The 22,868-nt window shown below is 48.0% G+C and carries 23 protein-coding genes and 1 tRNA gene; 16 read left to right on the top strand and 8 right to left on the bottom strand.

The features are described from left to right. Positions 1 to 11: 11 nt before the first annotated feature. The gene (bla, locus tag IEY39_RS19130; RefSeq protein WP_188934568.1) at positions 12 to 908 is read right to left on the bottom strand and encodes a subclass B3 metallo-beta-lactamase; all 897 of its coding nucleotides are present in this window, start codon (positions 906 to 908) and stop codon (positions 12 to 14) included. 144 nt (positions 909 to 1,052) lie between these two features. Between bla and IEY39_RS19125 the strand changes: the two genes are divergently transcribed. Beyond that, positions 1,053 to 1,535 carry a YcxB family protein gene (locus tag IEY39_RS19125; protein ID WP_188934566.1) on the top strand — a complete coding sequence of 161 codons (483 nt, stop codon included), beginning with the start codon at positions 1,053 to 1,055 and terminating at the stop codon, positions 1,533 to 1,535. Positions 1,536 to 1,569: 34 nt separating this feature from the next. Here IEY39_RS19125 and IEY39_RS19120 read toward each other — a convergent pair whose 3' ends face one another. Then, positions 1,570 to 2,676, bottom strand: coding sequence for a radical SAM protein (locus IEY39_RS19120; RefSeq protein WP_188934564.1), 1,107 nt, complete (start codon positions 2,674 to 2,676; stop codon positions 1,570 to 1,572). A 113-nt stretch (positions 2,677 to 2,789) separates the two neighbouring features. Between IEY39_RS19120 and IEY39_RS19115 the strand changes: the two genes are divergently transcribed. The 9 genes from IEY39_RS19115 (at position 2,790) to IEY39_RS19075 (ending at position 10,936) form a co-directional block, all read left to right on the top strand. Further along, the gene (locus IEY39_RS19115) at positions 2,790 to 3,296 is read left to right on the top strand and encodes a hypothetical protein (RefSeq protein WP_188934562.1); all 507 of its coding nucleotides are present in this window, start codon (positions 2,790 to 2,792) and stop codon (positions 3,294 to 3,296) included. A gap of 358 nt (positions 3,297 to 3,654) precedes the next feature. Then, on the top strand, positions 3,655 to 4,767 hold the full coding sequence (locus IEY39_RS19110; RefSeq protein WP_188934560.1) for a Fic family protein: 1,113 nt from the start codon (positions 3,655 to 3,657) through the stop codon (positions 4,765 to 4,767). 616 nt (positions 4,768 to 5,383) lie between these two features. Next, on the top strand, positions 5,384 to 6,115 hold the full coding sequence (locus IEY39_RS19105; protein ID WP_188934558.1) for a hypothetical protein: 732 nt from the start codon (positions 5,384 to 5,386) through the stop codon (positions 6,113 to 6,115). Between the two features lie 376 nt (positions 6,116 to 6,491). Further along, the gene (locus IEY39_RS19100) at positions 6,492 to 6,737 is read left to right on the top strand and encodes a hypothetical protein (protein ID WP_188934556.1); all 246 of its coding nucleotides are present in this window, start codon (positions 6,492 to 6,494) and stop codon (positions 6,735 to 6,737) included. Continuing rightward, on the top strand, positions 6,734 to 7,015 hold the full coding sequence (locus tag IEY39_RS19095; protein WP_188934554.1) for a type II toxin-antitoxin system RelE/ParE family toxin: 282 nt from the start codon (positions 6,734 to 6,736) through the stop codon (positions 7,013 to 7,015). Before IEY39_RS19100 ends, IEY39_RS19095 begins: the two co-directional genes overlap by 4 nt. Positions 7,016 to 7,390: 375 nt before the next feature. Further along, entirely contained in the window at positions 7,391 to 7,744 is a 354-nt protein-coding gene (locus tag IEY39_RS19090; protein ID WP_505903801.1) for a hypothetical protein, read from the top strand. 55 nt (positions 7,745 to 7,799) lie between these two features. Beyond that, positions 7,800 to 8,915, top strand: a complete 1,116-nt coding sequence (locus IEY39_RS19085) for an ATP-binding protein (RefSeq protein WP_188934550.1) — start codon at positions 7,800 to 7,802, stop codon at positions 8,913 to 8,915. Between the two features lie 49 nt (positions 8,916 to 8,964). After that, complete coding sequence (locus IEY39_RS30265; RefSeq protein ID WP_188934548.1) at positions 8,965 to 9,180, top strand: DeoR family transcriptional regulator; 216 nt, start codon at positions 8,965 to 8,967, stop codon at positions 9,178 to 9,180. A 1,159-nt stretch (positions 9,181 to 10,339) separates the two neighbouring features. Then, the gene (locus tag IEY39_RS19075) at positions 10,340 to 10,936 is read left to right on the top strand and encodes a hypothetical protein (protein ID WP_188934546.1); all 597 of its coding nucleotides are present in this window, start codon (positions 10,340 to 10,342) and stop codon (positions 10,934 to 10,936) included. Between the two features lie 92 nt (positions 10,937 to 11,028). Here IEY39_RS19075 and IEY39_RS19070 read toward each other — a convergent pair. Beyond that, positions 11,029 to 11,101: transfer RNA gene (locus IEY39_RS19070), tRNA-Phe, on the bottom strand. Positions 11,102 to 11,182: 81 nt separating this feature from the next. Continuing rightward, complete coding sequence (locus IEY39_RS29875; protein WP_229688986.1) at positions 11,183 to 11,509, bottom strand: cupin domain-containing protein; 327 nt, start codon at positions 11,507 to 11,509, stop codon at positions 11,183 to 11,185. Between the two features lie 78 nt (positions 11,510 to 11,587). On the opposite strand from IEY39_RS29875, the gene IEY39_RS29870 reads away from it, so the two are divergent. Next, positions 11,588 to 11,980: a VOC family protein gene (locus tag IEY39_RS29870; protein WP_229688984.1), complete on the top strand. Its 393-nt coding sequence runs from the start codon at positions 11,588 to 11,590 to the stop codon at positions 11,978 to 11,980. Between the two features lie 29 nt (positions 11,981 to 12,009). Here the strand turns inward: IEY39_RS29870 and recQ are convergent, their stop codons facing one another. Then, a complete protein-coding gene (gene recQ / locus IEY39_RS19060) occupies positions 12,010 to 14,286 on the bottom strand; it encodes a DNA helicase RecQ (protein WP_188934544.1) in 2,277 nt (758 codons plus the stop codon). A gap of 417 nt (positions 14,287 to 14,703) precedes the next feature. On the opposite strand from recQ, the gene IEY39_RS19055 reads away from it, so the two are divergent. The 5 genes from IEY39_RS19055 to IEY39_RS19035 all read left to right on the top strand — a co-directional run bounded on the left by IEY39_RS19055 (position 14,704) and on the right by IEY39_RS19035 (position 19,424). Beyond that, positions 14,704 to 15,681 carry a KpsF/GutQ family sugar-phosphate isomerase gene (locus tag IEY39_RS19055; protein WP_188934542.1) on the top strand — a complete coding sequence of 326 codons (978 nt, stop codon included), beginning with the start codon at positions 14,704 to 14,706 and terminating at the stop codon, positions 15,679 to 15,681. Positions 15,682 to 15,689: 8 nt separating this feature from the next. After that, entirely contained in the window at positions 15,690 to 16,772 is a 1,083-nt protein-coding gene (locus tag IEY39_RS19050; RefSeq protein ID WP_188934540.1) for a mannose-1-phosphate guanylyltransferase, read from the top strand. Positions 16,773 to 16,920: 148 nt separating this feature from the next. Next, positions 16,921 to 17,640: a 3'-5' exonuclease gene (locus tag IEY39_RS19045; RefSeq protein WP_188934538.1), complete on the top strand. Its 720-nt coding sequence runs from the start codon at positions 16,921 to 16,923 to the stop codon at positions 17,638 to 17,640. Between the two features lie 10 nt (positions 17,641 to 17,650). Beyond that, a complete protein-coding gene (locus IEY39_RS19040) occupies positions 17,651 to 18,805 on the top strand; it encodes a methionine aminotransferase (RefSeq protein WP_188934536.1) in 1,155 nt (384 codons plus the stop codon). Between the two features lie 7 nt (positions 18,806 to 18,812). After that, positions 18,813 to 19,424: an HAD family hydrolase gene (locus IEY39_RS19035; protein ID WP_188934534.1), complete on the top strand. Its 612-nt coding sequence runs from the start codon at positions 18,813 to 18,815 to the stop codon at positions 19,422 to 19,424. On the opposite strand, the gene feoB is transcribed toward IEY39_RS19035, so the two are convergent. From feoB to IEY39_RS19020, 3 genes are all read right to left on the bottom strand, one after another. Beyond that, complete coding sequence (gene feoB / locus IEY39_RS19030; protein WP_188934530.1) at positions 19,416 to 21,548, bottom strand: ferrous iron transport protein B; 2,133 nt, start codon at positions 21,546 to 21,548, stop codon at positions 19,416 to 19,418. The genes IEY39_RS19035 and feoB overlap by 9 nt on opposite strands. A 66-nt stretch (positions 21,549 to 21,614) precedes the next feature. Then, complete coding sequence (locus IEY39_RS19025) at positions 21,615 to 22,346, bottom strand: 2-phosphosulfolactate phosphatase (RefSeq protein ID WP_188934528.1); 732 nt, start codon at positions 22,344 to 22,346, stop codon at positions 21,615 to 21,617. Positions 22,347 to 22,382: 36 nt separating this feature from the next. Beyond that, entirely contained in the window at positions 22,383 to 22,859 is a 477-nt protein-coding gene (locus IEY39_RS19020) for an SRPBCC family protein (protein ID WP_188934526.1), read from the bottom strand. Positions 22,860 to 22,868 lie beyond the last annotated feature (9 nt).

Raw genomic sequence — 22,868 nt, 5'->3', positions numbered from 1 at the left:
CCAGAGAGGAATCAGGGCGTGCTAACCTTCTTGTCGAGCCTTTTCAAATAGTCCTGGTAGCAATCGCCGATGGCCTCATCATATCCCGCGCGGTCAGAAAAGGCTTCCGGGTGGTAGCCGTCACCCTGTTTGTGCTTTTTATCCAGATCGAACTGACTGGCGTGCGCGGCAAACCAAAGATCAAATTGCAGTTTTTTCATCGCATCCAGCGTATAGGCGTAGTCCTTCTCAACCTGGGGATAGGTGGGCATGCCCGGGAATTTTGTATCGTCAAGAAGCGTTGGGATATTGGCGATGAGTATACGATACGTTCGAGCCTCATCCTTCACATCGAACAGAAAGCTGCAGGCCCCCTTGGTATGGCCTGGGTGGTGGAGCACTACGACCTGCATATCACCCAGTCTTACCGTATCCCGGTCATGCAGCAATCGATCTGCTTTTACCGGTTGGAAAATCATTCCATGACCACCCATTAAAAAGTCCGAATTACCGCCATCCGCCAGTACGGGCGCATCCATTTCCTGGATCATTACCTGGGCGCCTGTCATTTTTTTTATCGCTGCGAATCCGCCGACATGGTCGAAGTGTGCCTGGTTTGTCAGCAAAATCTTGATATCCGAAATTTTGAACCCCAGCTCTTCCACGTGCCGCCGGATCATCGTATCCGATCCCGGAAGGCCGGTATTGATCAGTATATGACCATGTGTGGTGGTGATAAGATAGCAGGCAAGATCGTAGCTTCCGACATAGTAGAGGTTACCGGCAATACGGAACGGCCTGTATTCCTGTACCCAGGTCGGCTTAAAGTTGGGTAGTGGAATGAGCTTTTGGGCGGGGGAATGAATGCTGTAGAAAGATAGGACCGCCACAAGCAGAAGGGGCGTGAAGCGAAAATTAAATTTTTTCATCAGACGTAGGTCCGGGACAACATTGCCGGATGGTTCGAAAGTAAAATTAAAAAGTGAGAAAGGAGAGCGCATTGGATGGACGGTCAATATAATCACTTACGGGTCACAAAATACGGGTTATATTAGCACCGTAAACTAGTTAGTATGGAAAACTTTTCAATAAGAACACGGATAACAGAGAAAGAGTATTCAAAAATCATGTATATAGGGCTTTACAGGAAGCCAGTGTTTATAGCTGCTTGTATTTTAGGAGTTTATTACTTTGTGACAGTCATTCTTGATCGACTTAAAATAATAACCTATTATTCCAGCACTCCCTACCTGGAAATTTTTCTCTGTCTATTCCTTTTGCTGTTACCAACCCTGATTGTACTGGCGTCGTTAAGGCAACTTCGCTCGAACCCGAGCTTCCAACATGAAATAACTTATACCATTGGCGAAAACGGGATTACAATTCAAGGCCTTACTTTTAAAGGAGAGTTTCAATGGGCACATGTCATAAAACGGAAAGAAATAAATAAATTCCTGATTTTGTACCACAGCAAAAGAATGGGAAATTTTATTGACAAAACAAAGTTGACAGCTGAACAGCTTCAATTTATAAAATCCAAAGTCAAAGGCAGATGATCCTTGGCACGTCATGAAACAGAAAAGGCCGGCCTTAATTCAAGGTAATATTAAAATCGAGATCGATGGGGTGCAGGTCTATTACATGACATTTTGCGCAGAAATCGGGGGTGGTATTGTCGTACCACATTTGCCTGAAGGCCCTGTACCCCTTGCTGTTCAGGCATTTCATCAGGGAGGTTTGGAAAACATTGCCAAAGTTTAGTTCCTTGGGGAATGGCTTGGCGCAACAGGGGGTCATCCATCCGTCCCAGCTGATGTAAAAATGGTTCCAGGGAAGATGGCATTTTTGAAATTCGTTTTTCTTCTTTATATCCCATATGCTCAGCTCTACGACCCCGGAATTGCTCGCCAGGTCGAAGGCCATCTTGAGCTCGTCGGCAAAATCCTTGGAGTAGAACATTTCGTAATACCCCCTGTCCCATGAGGTGATCGACGAAAGATTGACCGGGGTGATGTTGACATTGCGGATACCGAGAAGGACGGCGACCTCCACCACGTCCTTCATCTGACGGAAGTTCTCTTTAATAGCCACAAAATTGAACATGACCGCGACGCCGTTTGCATCGCAAATGGTCTTTATCTCCCGGGCGGTCTCGATAAAGAAGGAATAATCGCTTTTCAGCCGCACCTGTTCGTATACGGAGCCCACGCCGTCTATGGAGATCTGAACCGTGTCCAGGTAAGGCGCCATCCGCCCGATGTAGGCAGCCGCATTGGGAATATGCGCATTGGTTGAAATAAATGTCTGTATCCCCTTATTCTTTTGCTTGATATATTTTAGCGTTTCCTCCAGCTTTTTATATAACAGCGTTTCCCCCAGGCCGGTAAGACCGATCGAATCCACATACGGCGCCACCTCATCGATCACTTTAAACATTTGGGCGGCTTCGATAGTGCCTTTGTCCATTTCCTGGCCGAAGGCATATTCGCGGGGACAGGTGATGCATCCGAGATTGCAGTGGTTGGTGACCTCGAGCATGATGGACGAAGGGTATGGGACCCGGGTGCTTTTAGTCGCCTTAAGGAAGGCTCCGTGGAGCTTATTGAAGGAGTATTTAAAAAAATTGATTCCACCGGGAAGGTTCCTCAGCCGGTTGATGATCTTTTTTAAGCGTCTTCTATTGAGCTTGTAGGACATATCGGAATAAGCAAAAGTAGCTATAACTTGTCGTTATAAATGCTTTATTTGCTGAGTGGACTGGAAGCTCCAGGGGGAAAAAAGTGTTAGATTAGTCTTAAATCTGAAAAAACTTGACGGATACAAATTTTATCGAAGTCCGGGAGGGGGGGAAAAAATACTATCTCTTTTGTTTTTTTGCCATTTTATTTATCTTCTCTTTTGGCTTTATCATTCCAGGACAGCGTAAAGAATCGATTGATTTCTTGTTTGGTAAATGGAATTTTGCCAAACTTCCTTTTTTTCTGGCGTTTGCCTTTGTCCCCTCACTTTGCCTTTTTTACTTTTTCGACAAGCGTGTCAAGGTGCGAATAGATAGTAATGGCATCTGGTCCAGAAAATATGGAAATATTGGCTGGAACGACATCTGGTATTTCAACTCAACAATTTGTAAGATGCGAAGCGACGGGGATATTTACAAACTTCATGTCAGGCTGAAGGATACGGAAGAAAGATTAGATAAAGAAGCAACACTTAAATTTCGACGGATGGATAGAAATTTTGATGAGATAAGAGCAGTCGTCGAATATTATGCCGGGAAATATCAAATTGAAGATTTGGGTCACGAAAGCGAGGTGTGAAGCAAAACTCAAAACGAAGAAAGCCCTTGATAGTCAAAGCCTTTTACTGCTGTGGTGTGGGGCGAGATCGAACCGCCGACACAAGGATTTTCAGTCCTTCATATTTGGTTTAAAATCGTTTGAGATGGCTTTTGTTTCCTGTTTGTCAAGCTCTTTATTTGAAACTCACTTCAAACCAAAGGAAACAAAAACCGCTTTATGCCTGACCTATTACCTGACTATTATTTCAGGAGAAATTAGCTTGATATAGTTTTGCGCGGAGAATAAGCGGCCTAATCTCCGCATATTTAGCGGAAAATATGTTGACCTTGCGGAGATTAAGTGCTATATTTACCGCATAACCTGCGGAGAATAGCATATGGCACTTTACATTTACGAGCGAAAAGAATGGCCTAATTTCTTCTGGAAACAGGAGAATATTGCACCAAAATTGGCGGAAGTCCGCCATCACCAGGGGCGTCTGTTAGGCAGAATGGAGGGTATAGGTTTTAGCCTTCAGGCCGAAGCCAATCTGCATACTCTTACTCTCGATGTGCTGAAATCAAGCGAAATCGAGGGGGAAATCCTCAACCCGGATCAGGTAAGATCATCTATTGCACGAAGATTAGGAATGGATATAGCAGGATTAATTCCCGCCGACCGTCATGTGGAAGGCATCGTTGAAATGATGCTTGATGCAACGCAGAACTACAATGCCCCATTGACCGGGGAAAGACTTTTTAGCTGGCATGCTGCCATGTTCCCAACAGGTCGAAGCGGCATGCATCGCATTATTGTCGGGAATTATCGGGACAATTCTAAGGATGATCCCATGCAAGTCATATCTGGCCCAATGGGAAAGGAAAAGGTGCATTTTCAGGCCCCCGACTCGGATGTGTTGGTCTTGGAGATGAATAAATTTCTCGACTGGTTTAATTCGGAGAAAAGCCTCGACCCTGTGATAAAAGCTGCCATTGCACATTTGTGGTTTGTTACGATCCATCCATTTGATGATGGTAATGGCCGAATCACCAGGGCAATAACCGATATGCTCTTATCCAGAGCGGATCAAAATGCCCAGCGCTTTTATAGTATGTCTTCCCAGATAAGAGTTGAACGAAAGGAATACTATGATGTATTGGAAAAAACTCAGAAAGGGTCGCTCGATATTACCGGCTGGCTGGACTGGTTTCTCATCTGTCTGGATCGTGCTTTGACCAACACAGATGAAACACTCGGCGTTGTGATAAAAAAGGCGCGTTTCTGGGAGAAATATTCTGCGATACCGCTCAATGATCGGCAGAGGACCATGTTAAATAAATTGCTGGATGGCTTTGACGGTAAGCTAACGTCTTCCAAATGGGCTAAGATTACTAAGACATCACAGGATACTGCTGGCCGGGATATCAATGATCTTGTGTTACGCGGCTTATTGGCAAAAGAGCCGGGCGGAGGTAGAAGTACCAGTTATGTCTTGTCTTTTAATTATTAAAAATCGAAAACTCTAACCCCAGTGGATCGAAAAAAAGGGGGTCTTACAAATGCCTGACAATATGCAAAACTATTTGAAGTACCATATCCTGTATCGGATAAGGAGCTTCTTTTCGCTCTTCTGAAGACAGCTAAAGAGTATAACATGATATTAGGGGCCTTAAAAACCCTTCTTCCCATAATGGAGTCAAATACTCGTACGCTTCCATCATGGCAGCGTGATAGTGTTATCTCTTTCTGTTATTCGACGATTCAGCTATGGCAGGTTTCATTTCGAATTACAAACCTTGTGAAAGATGGAGAGATTATCCTACTTTACAGGAATGTAAAAGTCCCATTCTTGCAGGACTAATTATCATTCGTTATGAATTTGGCTAAATCAAAAAATCCAGTATTTTTGGGATGCTAAGAAGCCATATAATAGACCACTCCCTTTACACCCGTCCATCTCTGTCCTTTCTTACCGCCTTGCTTTAATTAAACCGCATTTATTCCCCATACAGGGTAAGGATAAATATTCTCAGGGAAGCCGAAAACTGAATATGGGAAAATGCTGATTTTACTGGCGACTATCAGCGATAAGTTGTGTAGTTTTTAATCATAATAATAATAATGCAATGAAAAAAATTACAGCCCTATTTCTTCTACTCATACACACCAATAGCTGTTTCTCGACTATAATTCTGATCTTCTTCAATAAGGACAATATCCTAGTTGTTGCCGATAGTAAGGAAAACAATAAAACAAATACAAATGGCAGGAAGGTGTGTAAGATTTTGGAAAAAAACAATATTGTGTTTGCGGCATCAGGATACATAAAAAACAATAAATATGATGTAATATCCTCGATAAAGAAAGGAATTGGCAATAGAGTAAAACTAGATTTGGAAACTAGAACATCAATACTTGATAGCACCTTGTCAAGTTTAAAGGAGGAAATGAAATTGATGAAATTTTATTTCAGAAAAGAATATGACTCCATTATCATGACCAAGGGACCAATAGTAACTGTCTTTATAATAGGTAGTGTTAGCGATACGCCTACTGCATTTATATATCCCCTCGTATGCATAGATTTAGGGAATGATATATTGATTAAACCGATAGACTTTCCTCCATTCAAGGCTAAAGACAGCGACAATGTATTAATCGATGGAGACATTGATACAGTCAACAATCCTTATAATAAAAACTTGGCTAAAGTAAAGGGGGCAGAGCAAGAGAGGTATGCCATTGGCTTAATAGCTTGGCAGGCTAGAAAAAATTCAATGTTCGTAGATACTCCTGTTTCTATGGTCAAAGTCACTAAAAAAGGCATAATATGGAGACATAAAGGAGTATGCCAATAATAACCGGGCTGCTCATTTATACTGCCCATCGATTGACCCGGAATAAAACCCGGAACAGAGATAGCAAATAGGCATTTCGGATGGCAAAAGTGCACCAACAGATGAGCCAAACATTTCCAGATTTGAGTACTTTGAGACCAATAAACAACAATTATTAACCAGCTTATTCTTTAAACTCAGGGGTGTTAAGGGTATGGCGCTAATGCGTGAATTTCAGCAGTTAGGGCACAAAAAAGGCCGCATTGCTGCGACCTTTAAAGCGTGGTGTGGGCGGGATCGAACCGCCGACACAAGGATTTTCCATCCTTTGCTCCTTTTTTGTTAGATTTCCGAATAATAGCTTTATAGATTAAATTTGTAACAAACGTATTCGATTATGGAACCAGGTAGTCTCCGTCAAAAACTGCATCAATACATAGATCAAGGTGATGATAAACTGTTGAAGCTAATGTATGCAGTTGCGAAAGAGTATAATGAAGATGATGATTTTGAGTATCAGTTTACTGATGAAGAAATTAAACTCTTCGAGGAACGCACTGCCAGGCGTTTGAGTGGTGAGAGTAAAACCTATAACTGGAAGGATGCCAAAGAGATCATAATTGGCAAAAGAAAAATGCAATGAGCTATCAGGTTGTGTTCCAATCAGAGGCCGTTATTGATACCCAAACTGCTTTTGAATGGTATGAACAACAACGCTCCGGATTAGGATACGAACTGATTGAAGAGATAGAAGAAGCGCTTGAAAGACTCTCCAGACATCCTCAACACTATTCTGCTCCTAACCAAAAGTATAGGAAGCTAAGAATTAAAAGATTTCCCTATCTGATCATTTTTGAGATCGAAGACCTCAAGGTTATTGTAATTGCTGTAAGGCGTATAAGCCAAGAGCCCATACATTAAATTGACCTATAGGAAAAAATCAATTTGCCTGACCTACTCTGGATCCAAAGAAAAAGCGGCTACGAATTCTCTTCGTAACCGCTTCGTTTTGATTGTGGTGTGGGGCGCAGGGCGCCCCGTTTATTTGAATTTTCTTCCTTTACTTTGCCTTTATAAATAGCCGTTAGCATGAATTGTTTCCAGTTTTTGACGGGTAAGGCGAGATAAGGGAAAGTCGTTATGACAAAGATTTTCGGCCCCCCAAAATGTCCCCGCAAGTTAGCGACTTTTCAATAACTTAGCAATACCGCTAATCGCTGTCCCCACCGCCATTTTATTAAGATGATCCGACACGGATCAGCAAAAATGCCTTTCAATGTTGAACATTAGTTTTACCTGCGGGAACCGCAGGCGGAAAAAGCGACTCCCATCGTTATGAGATTGGTGCTCCGCGGTGAAAAAATGAAGTATTCCACGGAGGAAAGGATCCATCCCCTTCGCTGGGATTCGGAAAAGCGGCGGGCAAAAACATCCAAGCTTAATGTACATAGCCTGGAGCTGAACGTGTACCTGGAAAATCTTTATAACCTGGCTGTTACCCCGACGCTGACCATTATGGCGATCACAAGGCATAGGACAGAGAAGGCGTTCCTGAGATATATCAGGTTGGTACCTTCGGACCATGCGCGGTTATTGAAAGCACATTGGGAAAAAAGGAAGGCGGGATATATGGACCCGGTCGAAGTGTAAAAATGGCGACTTTTATCAATTCGCCGTAAATTTTTCAACCATTAAAAGAATCGATATGACCCAGCACGATCTGGATGCCATCATACAAAGCGGCGAAAGTTATACGATAGAATTTAAGCGGAATGTAAATTCAGACATTTCTAAAGAACTGGTAGCCTTTGCCAATTCTTCCGGCGGCCGTGTGTTTATTGGAATTGAAGATGATGGAATAGTTCATGGGGTGCATGTCACCAATGAACTGAAGGCCAGGATACAATCAATGGCAAGGGATTGCGATCCTGCCATTGTGGTTGAATTGGAGGTTTTTAACAACATCATGATCATTCAAGTTCCCGAGGGCAAGAACAAGCCATATCGTTGCACGAATGGGTTTTATATACGTAGTGGGGCTAGCTGTTCCAAGCTTTCAACCCAGGAGATTGTTGAGTTTATACAATCAGAGGGAAAGGTGCGATTTGAAGATTTGCAGAGCCCTTCCGCACGCTACCCTGCTATTAACGAGGCGGCTATTAATCGGTATCTACGCCTGGCTGGAATCTCGGGGGTAATTGGAATGGATGAAATACTGACTAACCTGGGCGTTTTGAGGGATGACGGATCCGGGCCAGTATTAAACAACGCCGGCGTGCTCTTTTTTGCACAGCAGCCTGCCAATATCCTGCCGCATTGTGTCGTGACCTGCCTGTTATTTAAGGGTAATACGAAGGTGCATATTTTAGATAGAAAGTCTTTTGAGTTTGATCTGCTCACAAATATTGATGAAGCCCTGATATTTGTAGAGAGACATTTGAATCTTGCCTATGAAATAAAAGAACTCAGGCGGAGGGAGATATTGGAAATACCGGAATTTGTTTTGAGAGAGGCTATTATTAATGCAGTGGCGCACAGAGATTATTTTGAAAGAGGCGCCAATGTTCAGATTGATATTTTTGATAACCGGGTCGAAATATCCAATCCTGGAGGCTTACCAAAGGGATTGAAACCAGAAAACTTCGGAAAGCATAGTGTTGCCAGGAACTCTTTGATTGCCGTGTTGCTTCACAGATGCAATTATGTTGAGAGGGCAGGCACAGGGATACAACGCATGCGGGAGGGCATGAAGGAGGCCAGTCTTTTGGAACCGACATTTGAGTTTTCAGGCTTTTTTTACGATAATACTTCAGAGAGATAAAGTAATTGAAAAGAAACCAGAGGACGGATTGCAGGTAAGTGCTGACCGTATGCAACGAATGCTTATCATACTGCAAAACTTACGTGACAGTATAACATTGAATATTGCTCTATTGTCTGAGCAGTTTAATACTTCTGGCCGGACGATACGACGCGACCTGGAAATGTTGGAGCAACATGGCTGGGTTAAAAGTGCAGGTGCTACCCGTAACAAGCAATATTCACTCACGGAAGAGGGTCTGAAAAAGCTAAATGATTTGGACTAATTTGGTCATGTCCAAATGTCCAAATAGCCATTAACTAAATGGTTTTTAATTTCTTAATAAAAATGTCCGAATGACCAAATCCCTTGTCCGAGCAGTTTCATTATGAGGTGGTATTTCCTTTCAATAGGATTGTCGCAGCAATCATCGCCACCTCCGCCACGTAGCGCACAGTGCTACCGGGGAGAAATAAAGAGATTATTGCACTTGGAAGACCCATGTCCAGATTTCGCCAGGTCGGCTGAACTTCGGGTGACCCAGGCTGTAGCGGCCCGAAAGGAATATTGTCATTAGAAAGGTAATTTCGCCCTGAATCCATAAAAAAATGCCTCGAGTGCGTGATTTAAGTTTTGAACTTTTGGACAAAGACCCTTTTCTTAAGCAATATTTCCCTGCCGTCTAATCTCCTAAGAAGCATGGCCGAAAGCAATCCTGATGCAAACGCGCCTAGCAGGCGCGGGTTTGGGGAGAAAACGAGAACGGGGGGAGTGGTTTTTACGCCATTCCCCCCGCTTCAGTGGACTGGAACCCTCAGATATCGAACCCAGCCGCAGATGATATTGCAGCGGTGGAGGGTTTTGTTTAGTGACTTTTTACCAAATGAGTAATAGCAAAAATGAGCGCAGTTATAGCAAGAAGAATGCGATAAATCCAATACAAAATATTATCGATCCGCATAGAACGTCGATCCTCATCAGTTTGCCCCCTGAATTTAAAATTATTTCGCTGGTACCAAAATGTAGCGTTCGATTTTCTCCTGGGCATAATATCGATTTACGTATTAGTAGGAGGCTACAATAAAGAATTAGTTTCCTTTTTTCTGGCCGGTTGTTTTAAATACTCCTGTTCGGCCAACGCGAGCATTTCCGATACGGTCAAGTCACAAAGACGGCCGATTCTAAACAGGTCATCGAGCGTGAATAGCTGGATGTTTTCAATCAGTTGCGTAAGACGCGTCACCTTTTTTCCCCATATCTCTGGTGAACATAGAACGGAAGAAAATGAACTTGAACAGTCTGTTTCGGATGGACATCGGTCGATATGTTGGTTAGGAATCGGTTTGGATAAATATAATTAAAAGGAATCAGGATCTTGAAGTTAAGGCCGCACAATAAGATTGCCATTTTATCGTAAAGAACAAATACTATAATTCTAAACTCCGATGAGGTTAATCCTTGCCAGCCTGCTTTTCATATCCATATTTTTTGTCAACTGTTCTTCTTCAAGCGATAAGCGCCAAGCCAAAGCAGAGGATACCTTGCCAAGCGTAAAGAAACCCGTTCAGGATACCCCAGCCACGAATGAATGTGTATTTGATACCAGCGCGTACAAATTCACTACAGAAAAGCTAAAAAAATATGACAAGGATATCTCCTTCATATGGGACGGGAAAAACTACCAGGCCATTGTAAAATTTCCGGGGAATGATACACTGTGGCTCCATATCGGCGGCTGCGTCGACTTTTCCTATACCGCAATCTACAGTACAGATTCCTCACGGTATAGCGACTCCGCATACCTCCTTAAAAAGGCTGGCTGGCTGGCGAAAAATTTCCTGGGCGGAGGCTTTGATTCAAAATACGCCGAATGCCTGGCTAAGAATCTTTATACCCGGCGCACAGATGATGCCGACTCAAATTCCAGGGCTTACAACATCATCAATGAGGACACTTCTGTTACAAACAAGATTTACGAGCCATTTTCTTTTGAATTAAGGGGTGCAAGAGCGGTGATTACGATAGGTGGATATGAAAACTAGATCAAGGTTAATGGGGGTTCCCCCAAAATGTCCCCGAAAAAATAAAATCGCCTATAAATTTTTGATTTATAGGCGATTACTTGTTGACTTCGTGGTGTGGGGCGGGATCGAACCGCCGACACAAGGATTTTCAGTCCTTTGCTCTACCGACTGAGCTACCGCACCTCCTTCCCGAAGGGGATCGGGGCTGCAAAAATAGGCTTTCCGATGAAAATAATGAAATTTGGGTTGCGAAATCTTTCAGAACTACTCCAATTTTATTGTTTGCAGATCAGCACTTTCGATAGTCAGGTTGACCGAACGCTCGCCGTTGGGCCTCGTCCGGTGCTTTATGTTCCGGGGAATAGTAAAGAGCTGACCGGGAAACAATTCCACGGTTTTATCGTCCAGATCGATAAAGATCGAGCCTTCCATCACCAGGAAGGTCTCATCGGAATTGGGGTGCAGATGCCAGAAATAAGGTTGGGTCATAACGCTCACCCGCACGACCTGGTCATTCACGCGGGTAAGAATGTCATTGAAGTATCCGGTATCCTTCCCCTGTATTTTTTCCTGGATGTCTATTATGGTCAATTTGGTCGATTTTGCTATGAATATAACGGTGAAACTCCGTTGTTTAAAGTCCCGTAAATTTGCATAAACACCTTGCCAATGGCCAACCTTACCTACGTTTCCCCATTTTTTATCGTTACGAGCCTGAAGGCTTCGGTATCGTTCTATGTAGATAAGCTGGGATTCGAAGTACGGTTCATCGGTCCGGAAGAGAATCCTTTTTTTGCGATTGTCGGCCGCGAAGAGGTTAACATTATGCTTAAGGAGATTACCGCGGATGTAAAACCTGTCCCCAATCATACCCGTCATAAATGGGCACGCTGGGATGCCTATATTTCTGCCGCGGAACCGGACCGCTTGTTTGAGGAATATTGTTCGCGCGGGGCAACATTCTGCCGCCCCCTCCTCGATGACCATGATGGGTTGCGCGGATTTGAGCTGGAGGATGCCGATGGATATGTCTTGTTCTTCGGACGGCCCAAGTCGAAATAGTAGGGCCGGCATTGGCCCGCCCGCCACTCTTACATCCCGTATTCGCTCAGGAATTTGATCCGCATGATCTTCAGCTGCTCCCAGGTGAAATTACCTTCGGAAAGTTCCTGTTGGGCCACCTGCAGACTGCTGGTCTCACAGCTCTTGAAGTAGTCGATGATCTCGTCCTGCTCATATTCATCGAGCATCTCGTCAACGGCATAGTCGAGGTTGAGCTTGGTGCCGCTGGCGGCAATGGTCTCCATATCCTCCAGTAAGGCATCCAGCCGTAGGTCTTTATTTTTGGCAATGGTCTCCAGCGGGATCTTCTTGTCCACCTGCTGGATGATATAGACCTTATTGACGCTCTTGTTGACGACGCTCTTCATCACAAAGTCATCAGGCTTCTGGATGTCGTTCTCTTCGACATACCGGGCGATGAGCTCGATAAAAGGCTTGCCATAACGCAGGGCCTTGCCTTTGCTGACACCCTGGCATTTTTCCAGCTCCTGGACCGTAGTCGGATACATCGTTGCCATGTCCTGCAGGGAGGTCTCCAGGAAAATGACAAAGGGAGGAAGGCTTTTCTTCTTAGCCTCTTTCTGGCGCAGATCTTTCAGTAGATTGAACAGTTTCTCGTCGACGGAGGTGGCGCCGGCCGCTTCCGTATTCTCTTCCTCGTCATCGGCATTGGCCTCTTCGAATAAATTGTTCAACACGATCTTGAAAGAGCGGGGCTTCTTCAGGAAATCCTCGCCCTTCTTCGTGATCTTTAGCACGCCATATTCTTCGATATCTTTCTTCAGCATATCGTCCAGCAACAGCTGCCGGATAAGGGAATTCCAGAGATGCTCCGGGTCCTCTTTGCCAATGCCGAATTCCCCGATGCCTTCATGACGGAACATCTGGATCTGCGGCGTCAGCTTCCCGGCGAGGATGTTGATGACATAGGACGTCGCAAACCGCTCGTCCAAAGCCTTTATCACCTTCAGCACCTTGACGGCATGGTCACGGGCTTCCACCTGCTCTTTGGGATGGAGACAGTTGTCACAGTTGCCGCAGTTCTCCGTTGTATATTCTTCCCCAAAATAGCTCATCAGGATCTTGCGGCGGCAGACCCCGCTTTCGGCATAGCCTACCATCTCGTTGATAAGCTGTGCACCCACCTCCCGCTCGCTGAGGGGCTTGTCTTTCATGAGGTGTTCGAGCTTGTGGACGTCCTTATGAGAATAGTAGAGAATGCAATTACCTTCAAGCCCGTCACGGCCGGCACGACCCGTTTCCTGGTAGTAATTTTCGATCGACTTGGGGATATTGAAGTGGATGACGAACCGAATGTCCGGCTTGTCAATACCCATCCCAAAGGCGATGGTGGCCACGATGACCTGGACATCCTCGTTGAGGAAGAGGTCCTGTCTTTCGGCCCGTAGCTTGCTGTCGAGTCCCGCATGGTAAGCCACGGCTTTGATACCATTGGCTCCCAGCATATCGGCCAGCTCTTCGGTCGTCTTGCGGTTAAGCGTATAGATGATGCCGCTCTTGCCCTTCTGCTGGACAATATAGCGGACAATGCTCTTGATCGTCTGGTCCTTCTTGATCTTGGGCTGGATCTCGTAGTAGAGATTGCCCCGGTTGAAAGAAGAAATAAAGATGTTCGGCTCGCGCAACCCAAGATTCTTTATAATGTCGCTTTTCACCTTGGGCGTGGCGGTAGCCGTCAGCGCTATTACAGGGATGTCAGGATTTATCTGGTCCATCATCTCCCGCAGCCGGCGGTATTCCGGGCGGAAATCATGGCCCCATTCCGAGATACAGTGAGCTTCATCGACGGCGAAAAAGGAGATCTTCAGGTCGCTGAAGAATTCCATGTTCTCCTGCTTCGTAAGCGTCTCGGGCGCTACGTACAACATCTTGGTATGCCCGTTGAGCAGGTCTTCATGTACTTCCCTGATCTGTTTCTTGTTGAGGGTGGAATTGAGAAAGTGGGCTACGCTGTCTTTGCTGCTATAGCTGCGTACGAGATCGACCTGGTTCTTCATCAGCGCGATCAGCGGGCTGACGATGATGGCCACGCCTTCACTGATGATGGCGGGCAGTTGGTAGCAGAGGCTTTTGCCGCCCCCGGTGGGCATGATGACAAAAGTGTCCTTTCCGGATAATAAAGATTGGATGATCTTGTCCTGGTTGTCTTTGAAGGCGTCGAAACCAAAATGCTCCTGCAACTGCGCCAGCAGGGAATTGGACGGTTTGGCTTTTTCTCTGACAGTTTTGCTACTAACAGTCTTGGTCTTTCTTGTGATAGTTTTTTTTGTTTCGGTTGTTGCCATGCTCAATAATTTTCTTCCTCACTCGTAATCTCTGATTTTGAGAGCCCTTGATGTTCTCCTGGCAAGAATAAAGTATAAGGTAGCCGGATATAGTTTACCCAAGGGATCGGACTAATAGGCATAAATTAAGGGATGGCGAAGTTACGCAAAAAGGGGGTAAGGAGCTAGCGGATTATGTTAAAATTGGCGACCTAAGAACAAACATAGAGGGATTTTTATTATGTAAAGTCAACGCATAAAAAAGGTATATTTTTGTTTTTCAACCGGTTGCAAATCCCCCCCTTGCAAAATTCTATAAAATGACTAAGGGGTGGGGCGAAAGAGGCGGTTTACCCTTTTTAATCTAGATTTGCGACCGATAATGGCCGACGGAGAAGGCCAGTCCGGCACATGAACCAGATGCCGCAAGACAAAATTATGAACAGGGCTAAGAATATCATTGGGATAGGAAAGCATATCGTCCGGATGGAAGCGGCTGCGGTGGCGGCCCTGGAGCAGCTGATGGATGACCAGTTCGAGAAGGCGGTGGAGATGATCTTTTCCTGTAAGGGCAGAGTGGTCATCAGCGGCATCGGTAAAAGTGCGATCATCGCGCAGAAGATCGTCGCCACGCTCAACTCCACCGGCACCCCCGCCATCTTCCTGCACGCCGCCGATGCTATCCATGGCGACCTGGGGATGGTGCAGGAACAGGATGTCGTTATCCTGGTGAGCAAAAGCGGGGAAAGCCCCGAAATAAAAATGCTGCTCTCTTTTATCCGGGGATTTGGCAACCCGCTGATCGCCATGGTCGGCAACCTCCAGTCCGTATTAGCCCGGCAGTCCGATGTCGTCCTCAACACCACCATCGACCAGGAAGCCGGGACAAGCAGCATGAACAGTCTGGCCCCCACCTGCAGCACGACGGTACAGCTGGTGATGGGTGACGCGCTGGCCATCACCCTGATGGAGATGCGCGGCTTCAGCAGTGACGACTTTGCCCGTTTCCACCCGGGTGGTACCCTGGGAAAAAAGCTATACTTGCGGGTTCAGGAAGTATACATCCACAACGAACAACCCCAGGTGACCCCCGAGACCGCCTTGCGGGAGGTGATCATCGAGATCACGTCTCGTCGTCTCGGCGCTACGGCCGTTACCGACGAAGAGGGACGGCTGCTTGGCATCATCACCGATGGCGACCTTCGCCGGCTGCTGGAAAAGGAGGGGCTGCACCCCGGCCTGAAGGCAAAGGATATCATGACCACAAAACCCAAAACGGTAGAACCAGAAGCACTCGCTATCGAGGCGCTCGACCTGATGCGTGTTCACGACATTACCCGGCTGGTGGTCACCAGCGGCAATCAATATCTGGGCTTTATCGATCTCAACAATCTTATACGGGAGGGAATAATTTAAAGGAAGTTATGAACAAACATCATTATGTCGTTATCATGGCCGGTGGCATCGGCAGCCGTTTCTGGCCGATGAGCCGCCAGGATTACCCCAAGCAATTCCTCGATATTCTGAATACGGGACGGACGCTTATACAATGGACCTTCGATCGCTTTTCCACCTTGATCCCTCTTGAAAATATTTACGTGGTCACCTCGCAGGAGTATGTTGGCATCGTAAAAGAACAGTTGCCCCATCTGCCGGCAGCGAATATCCTGGGCGAACCCTCCCGGAAGAATACTGCGCCCTGTATTGCATATATTTCTTTCAAACTGATGCAGCTGGACCCCAAGGCTTCGCTTATTGTAGCCCCGGCGGATCATCTTATTCTCGACAAAACGGCCTTCACGAAGGTCTGCCTGGAAGCGCTCAGTTTTGTGGGTAAGCATAACGCATTTATTACGCTGGGCATAAAACCCACCTATCCCAATACCGGATATGGATATATTCAATACGAACAGCATTCGGTGTCGGATAACGTCTATAAGGTGAAGACCTTCACCGAGAAACCCAATCTTGAGCTCGCCAAGACCTTTTTGGCCAGCGGCGATTTCCTGTGGAATGCCGGCATCTTCGTCTGGCAGGTGAAGAACGTCATTCAAGCGTTTGAAAAATACCTGCCCGAGATGTACGACGTCTTCGCCGCGGACAAGGATAAATTCAATACGCCCACGGAAAAAGAAGCTCTTCAGGCGATCTATCCCCTCTGCACCAATATCTCCATCGACTTTGGCATCATGGAAAAGGCGGACAATGTCTATGTCATCCCCTCTTCTTTTGGCTGGAGCGATCTGGGAACGTGGAATAGCGCCTACGAGAACCTGGAGAAGGACTACCTGGAAAACGCAGTCGCCGGCGACAACGTCATCGTCATCGATGCCACTCGTTGTATGGTACATGCCCCCAATGACAAACTCGTGCTCCTGCAAGGCCTGGACAGTGTTATTGTGGTCGACACCCCCGATGTTTTGTTGATCTGTAAGCGGGAAAAAGAGCAGGAGATCAAAGAATATGTTGCCGAAGTAAAGCGGAATAAGGGAGATCAGTATCTTTAGCCATGAACCGCTTCGGCGGTTCGTCCACACCCGAGCGAAGCGAAGGGTGCGAACGAGGGCCGAGCCGGTGGCTCGGGCCGAAGTCCTACAATCATTGGCGTTTTGCGGCCGATGCGTTATTTTTACGGAAACGCTTCGGCCGCACATTATGTCTCCCTATCCATTGCATACCATTCTTTTCCTCGACATCGAAACCGTGTCGCAGTACCCCGGACTCAGTGACGTACCGGATGATTGGCAGGAGCTGTGGCGTCATAAAGCGGAGAATCTTAACCGGGACAAGACGCCCCTCACACCCGAGGAGTTGTACGGCCGCGCTGCCATCTATGCAGAATTCGGCAAGGTCATCTGCATCAGTTGCGGCGTCCTGTCAGGACCGCCCGCAGAAAGAAAACTTTCCCTGAAATCCTTTTCCGGCGACGACGAAAAAGAGCTTTTACTACAGTTTTACGATCTGTTGCACAAATGGGGTTCGGAAGGACAGAAATACCTCTGCGCCCACAACGGGAAAGACTTCGATTTCCCCTATCTCTGCCGCCGGATGATCATCCATGGGATGAAGATCCCCTCCGTCCTCAATCTCTCGGGGAAAAAACCCTGGGAAGTGCCGCATATCGATACGATGGAGCTCTGGAAGTTTGGAGAATACAAGAACTTTATTTCCCTCAACCTGCTGGCACATGCCCTTGGGATCCCTACGCCAAAGGACGATATCGACGGCAGTCAGGTGGGAACCATCTACTGGACGGAGCACGACCTGCCGCGGATAGTCACCTATTGCCAAAAGGACGTCGCCACAGTGGCGCAGGTCTATCTGCGTATCCATGGAGAGACGCTGATCCGGCCGGAAAACATTTGTATCAAATAAGCTACTACCCATGAGCTCTCCCGCCCTTGCAAGCAAACTTCCCCAGGTAGGAACGACTATTTTCACCGTTATGTCTTCCCTGGCCGCCGAACTGGGTGCGGTAAACCTCGGACAGGGCTTCCCTGACTTCCCGATGAGCGACGAGTTGGTCTCCCTCGTCAGCAAGGCGATGCGTGAAGGCCATAACCAATATGCCCACATGAGCGGGGTGGCGGCCCTCCGCGAAGTGCTCGCCGCAAAGATCGCCGACCTCTATGGCGCCATCGTAAGTCCTGATACGCAGATAACCATCACCCCCGGGGGAACCTACGCCATCTATACGGCGCTGACCACCGTTCTGCAACCCGGCGACGAGGTCATCGTCTTTGAACCCGCATACGACAGCTACATCCCGAACATCGTCATCAACGGAGCCGTCCCGGTGCGGATAGACCTGCACTTCCCCGACTATCGCATCGACTGGGATAGGGTAAGACAAAAGATAACGCCCCGGACGCGGATGATCATGCTCAACAGCCCGCATAATCCAACCGGCGCTATTTTACGGCCGGAAGATATGCAGCAGCTGCGGTCGATCGTCGAAGGCACGAAGATCTTCATCCACTCGGACGAAGTATACGAGCATCTTATCTTCGACGGCATACCCCATCAATCCATCCTCCGATACCCCGATCTGCTGGAGAGAGCCTTTGTCTCCTTCTCTTTTGGGAAGGTCTATCATTGTACAGGCTGGAAGCTGGGATATAGCGTTTCGTCCCCGACGCTGATGCAGGAATTCCGCAAGGTTCACCAGTTTAATTGCTTTAGCTGTCATACCCCGTCACAGGTGGGGTTGGCGGAATTCCTGCGTGACAAGACCTCCTATCTTTCGCTGGGGGCCTTCCTGCAACAGAAACGAGACTATTTCGAAAAGCTGATGGCGGGTACGAAATTTACTCCCCTACCCTCTTATGGCAGCTATTTCCAGCTCTATAAGTACGATCGGATCAGCGACGAGCCGGATAAGGATTTTGCTATCCGCATCACAAAGGAATATGGAGTAGCTTCGATTCCCGTATCAGCTTTTTATCAGTCCGGAAAGGATCACCGGGTCGTTCGCTTTTGTTTTGCCAAAAAGCAGGAGACCCTGGAAAAGGCGGCTGAGCGACTACAAAAAATAAAATGATTGTTTTATGAAGATAGACACCCTTGTCTTCGACCTGGGCGGCGTGCTCATCGACTGGAATCCGCAATATCTATATAACAAGATCATCCCCGACGAACAGGAGCGGCGCTGGTTTCTTTCTACCATCTGCACCCCCGACTGGAATGAGGAACAGGATGCCGGCAGGAGCCTGCAGGAAGCGACAGAGCTTCTGGTGGCCAAATACCCCGATCATGAAGCAGCGATACGCGCTTATTACGGCCGCTGGAAGGAAATGCTTGGCGGACCTATCCATGAAACCGTCGAGATCTTCCGCGAACTGAAAAACCAGGGCCAGATAAAGCTGTATGCGCTGACCAATTGGAGCGCGGAGACCTTCCCGGTGGCGTTGGAGCTCTATGACTTCCTGCATTGGTTTGACGGGCGGTTGGTGTCGGGTGAGGAAAAGGTGCGGAAGCCCTTCCCCGAGATCTATAAACTGCTGATCGAACGGTTTGACATCGATCCCCACCATGCTATCTATGTCGACGACAACATCCGCAATGTTCTACCCGCCAGGGAGCTTGGGTTCATCGGTATCCATTTCCGGACGCCGGCGCTGTTCAGGGAAGAATTGAAGAAATTGGGAGTGCTATCTTAATAACTGGTAAGCGATCAGGCTCACTACATAAGCCAATCCCGTCATATAGACGACCTGGATGGCCGGCCACTTCCAGCTGCGGGTCTCGCGGCGCACCACAGCCAGGGTGCTCATACATTGCATGGCCAATACATAGAAGATCATTAAGCTTACGCCGGCGGCAAGGGTATACACCGGCGTGCCGTCTTCCCGGCGGGCTGACAGCATTCGCTGGCGAAGGGTCTGCCGATCGGCATCCTTCCCGCCTTCCACGCTGTAAAGCGTGGCCATCGTTCCGACGAAGACTTCCCGGGCGGCAAAAGAAGTGATGAGGGCGATGCCGATCTTCCAGTCATAACCCAGGGGACGGATGACGGGCTCCACCACTTTTCCCAGGATACCAGCGTAGGAGTTCTCCAGCATGGCGGCCTGTTTCTCTTTTTTCAGGGCGGCGGCCTGGTCGGGGTGCTGTTGCATCTGTTGTTCGTAGCGGGCGCTTACATCCGAGCGGTGACCGGGTCCGAAAGAGCTCAGGGCCCAAAGGATCAGGCTGATGACCATGATCACCTTCCCGGCGTCCATCACAAAGATCCTGGCCTTGTTGATCATCGTGACGACGACGTTATTCCAGCGGGGCGCCCGGTAGATGGGCAACTCGAGGATAAAGAAGCTCTTTTCCTTCAGATTGATGAACCATTTGGCTACATAGCTGACGATCATCGCCATAACTAGCCCCAGCATATACAGCCCCATCATCACCAGCCCTTGCAGGCCGAAGATACCCAGCACATCCTTCCGCGGGATGACAAGGGCGATGAGTATGGTATAGACCGGCAGGCGGGCGCTGCAGCTCATCAGCGGGGTGATGAGGATGGTCAGCAGCCGCTCTTTGCGGTTCTCGATGTTGCGGGTGCTCATGATGGCCGGCACGGCGCAGGCAAAACCACTGATCATGGGCATGACGCTCTTGCCGTTGAGGCCCACCTTTCGCATGAGTTTGTCCGTAAGAAAGCTGATACGGGCCATATAGCCGGTATCTTCCAGGATGGTGATCAGCCCAAACAGGATCATGATCTGCGGAACGAACACCAGTATCCCGCTGAGACCGGCCAGCAGACCATTGATCAGCAGGTCGCTCCACCAGGCCTCGGGGAGCTGGTGGCCAAGCCAGCCGCCTAATTGGGAGAAGGTCCAGTCGATGGCGTCCATGGGAAACTGGGCGATCCAGAAAACGCTTTGAAAAAGCAGGAACAGCACACCCAGCAAAATGATATAGCCCCAGGTTCGATCGAGAAAAAGCTTGTCCAGCCGCTCGGTAAAGAGCGTCTTTTCCAGCGGATCGGGTTCGGACACCGTATGTTGCATGATCTGCTTGATCCGGCCATATCGTTGCAAGATCTCGTCTGCCTGGATACGGGTATGATTAAAGGTATGGTCTGCCTCGATGGCTTCTATGCGGTTCTGGACGTTCTGGGGAAGGTCGAAATGTTCGTGGTTGATAAGGTAGTGGATAGCGGTGTAATCGCTGATCTCGGGAAAGAGCCGTTTGACATCCTGGATGGCGCCGTTCGCCTGCATCTGGTTGGCGATGAATGCCCGGGGTGGGGCAAGGTTTATCTGCCGGGCCCGCATTTCGACCATTTTCTTCAGCTGCGGGATGCCCTTATTTTTACGCGGATTGACGGCGACCACCGGGATGCCGAGTTCGCGCTCGAGTCCGTCCACGTCGATCTCGATGCCCTTTTTCGCCGCCAGGTCCATCATCGTCAGGGCGACGACCACCGGTATTTTCAAATCGATGATCTGGCTGCAGAACAGCAGGTTGCGCTTCAGATTACTGGCATCCACGAGCAGGATCACCATATCCGCCTTTATGGAGGGGTCCTGGTTGAGCAAGACCTTATAGGTTACCCATTCGTCGCCCCGTTTGGGGTATAGGCTATAGGTTCCGGGGAGGTCGATGATGTTGACCGCATGACCCGGAGCCAGTTCGCTCATGCCGGTCTTTTTGTCGACCGTGACGCCAGGAAAATTGCCGACCTTCTGATTCAGCCCTGTAAGGGCATTGAACAAGGAGCTTTTCCCGCTGTTGGGGTTGCCTACTAGTGCGATATGGAGGGTGTCCTTTTTCAAGCCAACGGCCATTCATGGAGCGAATGGCGGGGCAAAGGTAAGTGGATATGCGGGCCGGTGTTTACGAAATTGGGAACGCTACAGCACAATTAACTTCCCATTCTCATACAACGGCAGAACGTTAGCCACATCCGGCGTCAGGCAATAGCGGATATCCTTTTCGAGTCCGAATCCCATCAGGCGATGGTAGTGGGAAGCATCCTTTGCCTTCATAAACGCATACAGGTCTTTTTCCGCCTCCAGGTAGACCGATTCGGCTATCTGGGCGGAGTCGCAATTGATGGAGAAGTGATTTTTGACCCGGTGGATAACGGCCCCGGCAAAAAGCATGTCTTCGAGGTTGATCCGGTCTTTCCACGCCGCGCAACCCAGTACAACGGGCTGATTTTGAGCGATGAGAAAATCACAGACGGCGCTGAGGTTGGGAAACGAGCCCGTTACGATCTGGCCAGCCCCGCGCTCGAGGGCCATATGTAGCAGCTTGGTGCCATTGGTGGTGGTAAGCACCAGGGTTCGGTTATTGATAAAATCCCGGGAATATTCGAAGGGGGAATTGCCGTGTTCAAGACCTTCGGCGATCATCCCGTCACGTTCGCCAGCGGTGATCCCGTCAATCTGACGGCCAAGCTCGATGCATTTCGCGACACTGTCCACGGGGATCACGCATTTGGCTCCGTTATAAAGGGCGGTAGCAATGGTGGAAGTAGCGCGGAGGACGTCGATGATCACCACGACAGCGTGGTTCAGATCGTATAAATGCAACAAGGCTGGGGATAAAGCTGTATATAAAGTCGGTTTGGAATTTGTCATACAGATGTGAACGTAAAAATAGGGGTTCGAACGCGTTTATTTGTCTAAAATAAATTTCCATTTCTCCGATTCCGCGTATTCCTTGATCATCTGATTGCGTATTTCCAACAGCTTCTTCATATAGTTAGTGAGGAAGAGTCGGTTCACCAGCCTTCCCAGGCTGCCATACGGCGTTTCGAAGTGGAAAAGATCGATCAGCAGGGTGCCGTTGTCGATGCGTTTAAAATGATGTTCATGCCGGAGGCTTTTGAAATCCCCATCCACCATTTCATCAGTGAAGGAAAGAGGCCGGTCCATGGCGGTGATCCTTGACTTGAAGACCCGGGTCTTCATCAGGTGTTTGGCCTTCCACGTGACGGTTTCATTCAATCCGATGAGCCCGGTGGTGGTGCCGGCGATAGCCTCTTCATTCGTGTCGGCCATCGACTTTCGATGGAGATCGATGCTTCGGGCAAGGTCAAAAACCCGGTCTGCCGGGGCTGCGACAAAGGTCGTCAGATGAATGGTGGGCATATCTTGATT

Origin of the sequence: Puia dinghuensis, assembly GCF_014642875.1 — a bacterium.
Taxonomy (GTDB): domain Bacteria; phylum Bacteroidota; class Bacteroidia; order Chitinophagales; family Chitinophagaceae; genus Puia; species Puia dinghuensis.
This window is presented reverse-complemented; position numbering and strand designations above follow the sequence as displayed.

Bases quoted from the DNA above. Each gene is read 5' to 3' on its own strand.
- bla (WP_188934568.1), bottom strand. From the start codon at position 908: ATGAAAAAATTTAATTTTCGCTTCACGCCCCTTCTGCTTGTGGCGGTC.
- IEY39_RS19125 (WP_188934566.1), top strand. From the start codon at position 1,053: ATGGAAAACTTTTCAATAAGAACACGGATAACAGAGAAAGAGTATTCA.
- IEY39_RS19120 (WP_188934564.1), bottom strand. From the start codon at position 2,676: ATGTCCTACAAGCTCAATAGAAGACGCTTAAAAAAGATCATCAACCGG.
- IEY39_RS19110 (WP_188934560.1), top strand. From the start codon at position 3,655: ATGGCACTTTACATTTACGAGCGAAAAGAATGGCCTAATTTCTTCTGG.
- IEY39_RS19105 (WP_188934558.1), top strand. From the start codon at position 5,384: ATGAAAAAAATTACAGCCCTATTTCTTCTACTCATACACACCAATAGC.
- IEY39_RS19100 (WP_188934556.1), top strand. From the start codon at position 6,492: ATGGAACCAGGTAGTCTCCGTCAAAAACTGCATCAATACATAGATCAA.
- IEY39_RS19095 (WP_188934554.1), top strand. From the start codon at position 6,734: ATGAGCTATCAGGTTGTGTTCCAATCAGAGGCCGTTATTGATACCCAA.
- IEY39_RS19085 (WP_188934550.1), top strand. From the start codon at position 7,800: ATGACCCAGCACGATCTGGATGCCATCATACAAAGCGGCGAAAGTTAT.
- IEY39_RS30265 (WP_188934548.1), top strand. From the start codon at position 8,965: ATGCAACGAATGCTTATCATACTGCAAAACTTACGTGACAGTATAACA.
- IEY39_RS19075 (WP_188934546.1), top strand. From the start codon at position 10,340: ATGAGGTTAATCCTTGCCAGCCTGCTTTTCATATCCATATTTTTTGTC.
- IEY39_RS29870 (WP_229688984.1), top strand. From the start codon at position 11,588: ATGGCCAACCTTACCTACGTTTCCCCATTTTTTATCGTTACGAGCCTG.
- recQ (WP_188934544.1), bottom strand. From the start codon at position 14,286: ATGGCAACAACCGAAACAAAAAAAACTATCACAAGAAAGACCAAGACT.
- IEY39_RS19055 (WP_188934542.1), top strand. From the start codon at position 14,704: ATGAACAGGGCTAAGAATATCATTGGGATAGGAAAGCATATCGTCCGG.
- IEY39_RS19050 (WP_188934540.1), top strand. From the start codon at position 15,690: ATGAACAAACATCATTATGTCGTTATCATGGCCGGTGGCATCGGCAGC.
- IEY39_RS19045 (WP_188934538.1), top strand. From the start codon at position 16,921: ATGTCTCCCTATCCATTGCATACCATTCTTTTCCTCGACATCGAAACC.
- IEY39_RS19040 (WP_188934536.1), top strand. From the start codon at position 17,651: ATGAGCTCTCCCGCCCTTGCAAGCAAACTTCCCCAGGTAGGAACGACT.
- IEY39_RS19035 (WP_188934534.1), top strand. From the start codon at position 18,813: ATGAAGATAGACACCCTTGTCTTCGACCTGGGCGGCGTGCTCATCGAC.
- feoB (WP_188934530.1), bottom strand. From the start codon at position 21,548: ATGGCCGTTGGCTTGAAAAAGGACACCCTCCATATCGCACTAGTAGGC.
- IEY39_RS19025 (WP_188934528.1), bottom strand. From the start codon at position 22,346: ATGACAAATTCCAAACCGACTTTATATACAGCTTTATCCCCAGCCTTG.
- IEY39_RS19020 (WP_188934526.1), bottom strand. From the start codon at position 22,859: ATGCCCACCATTCATCTGACGACCTTTGTCGCAGCCCCGGCAGACCGG.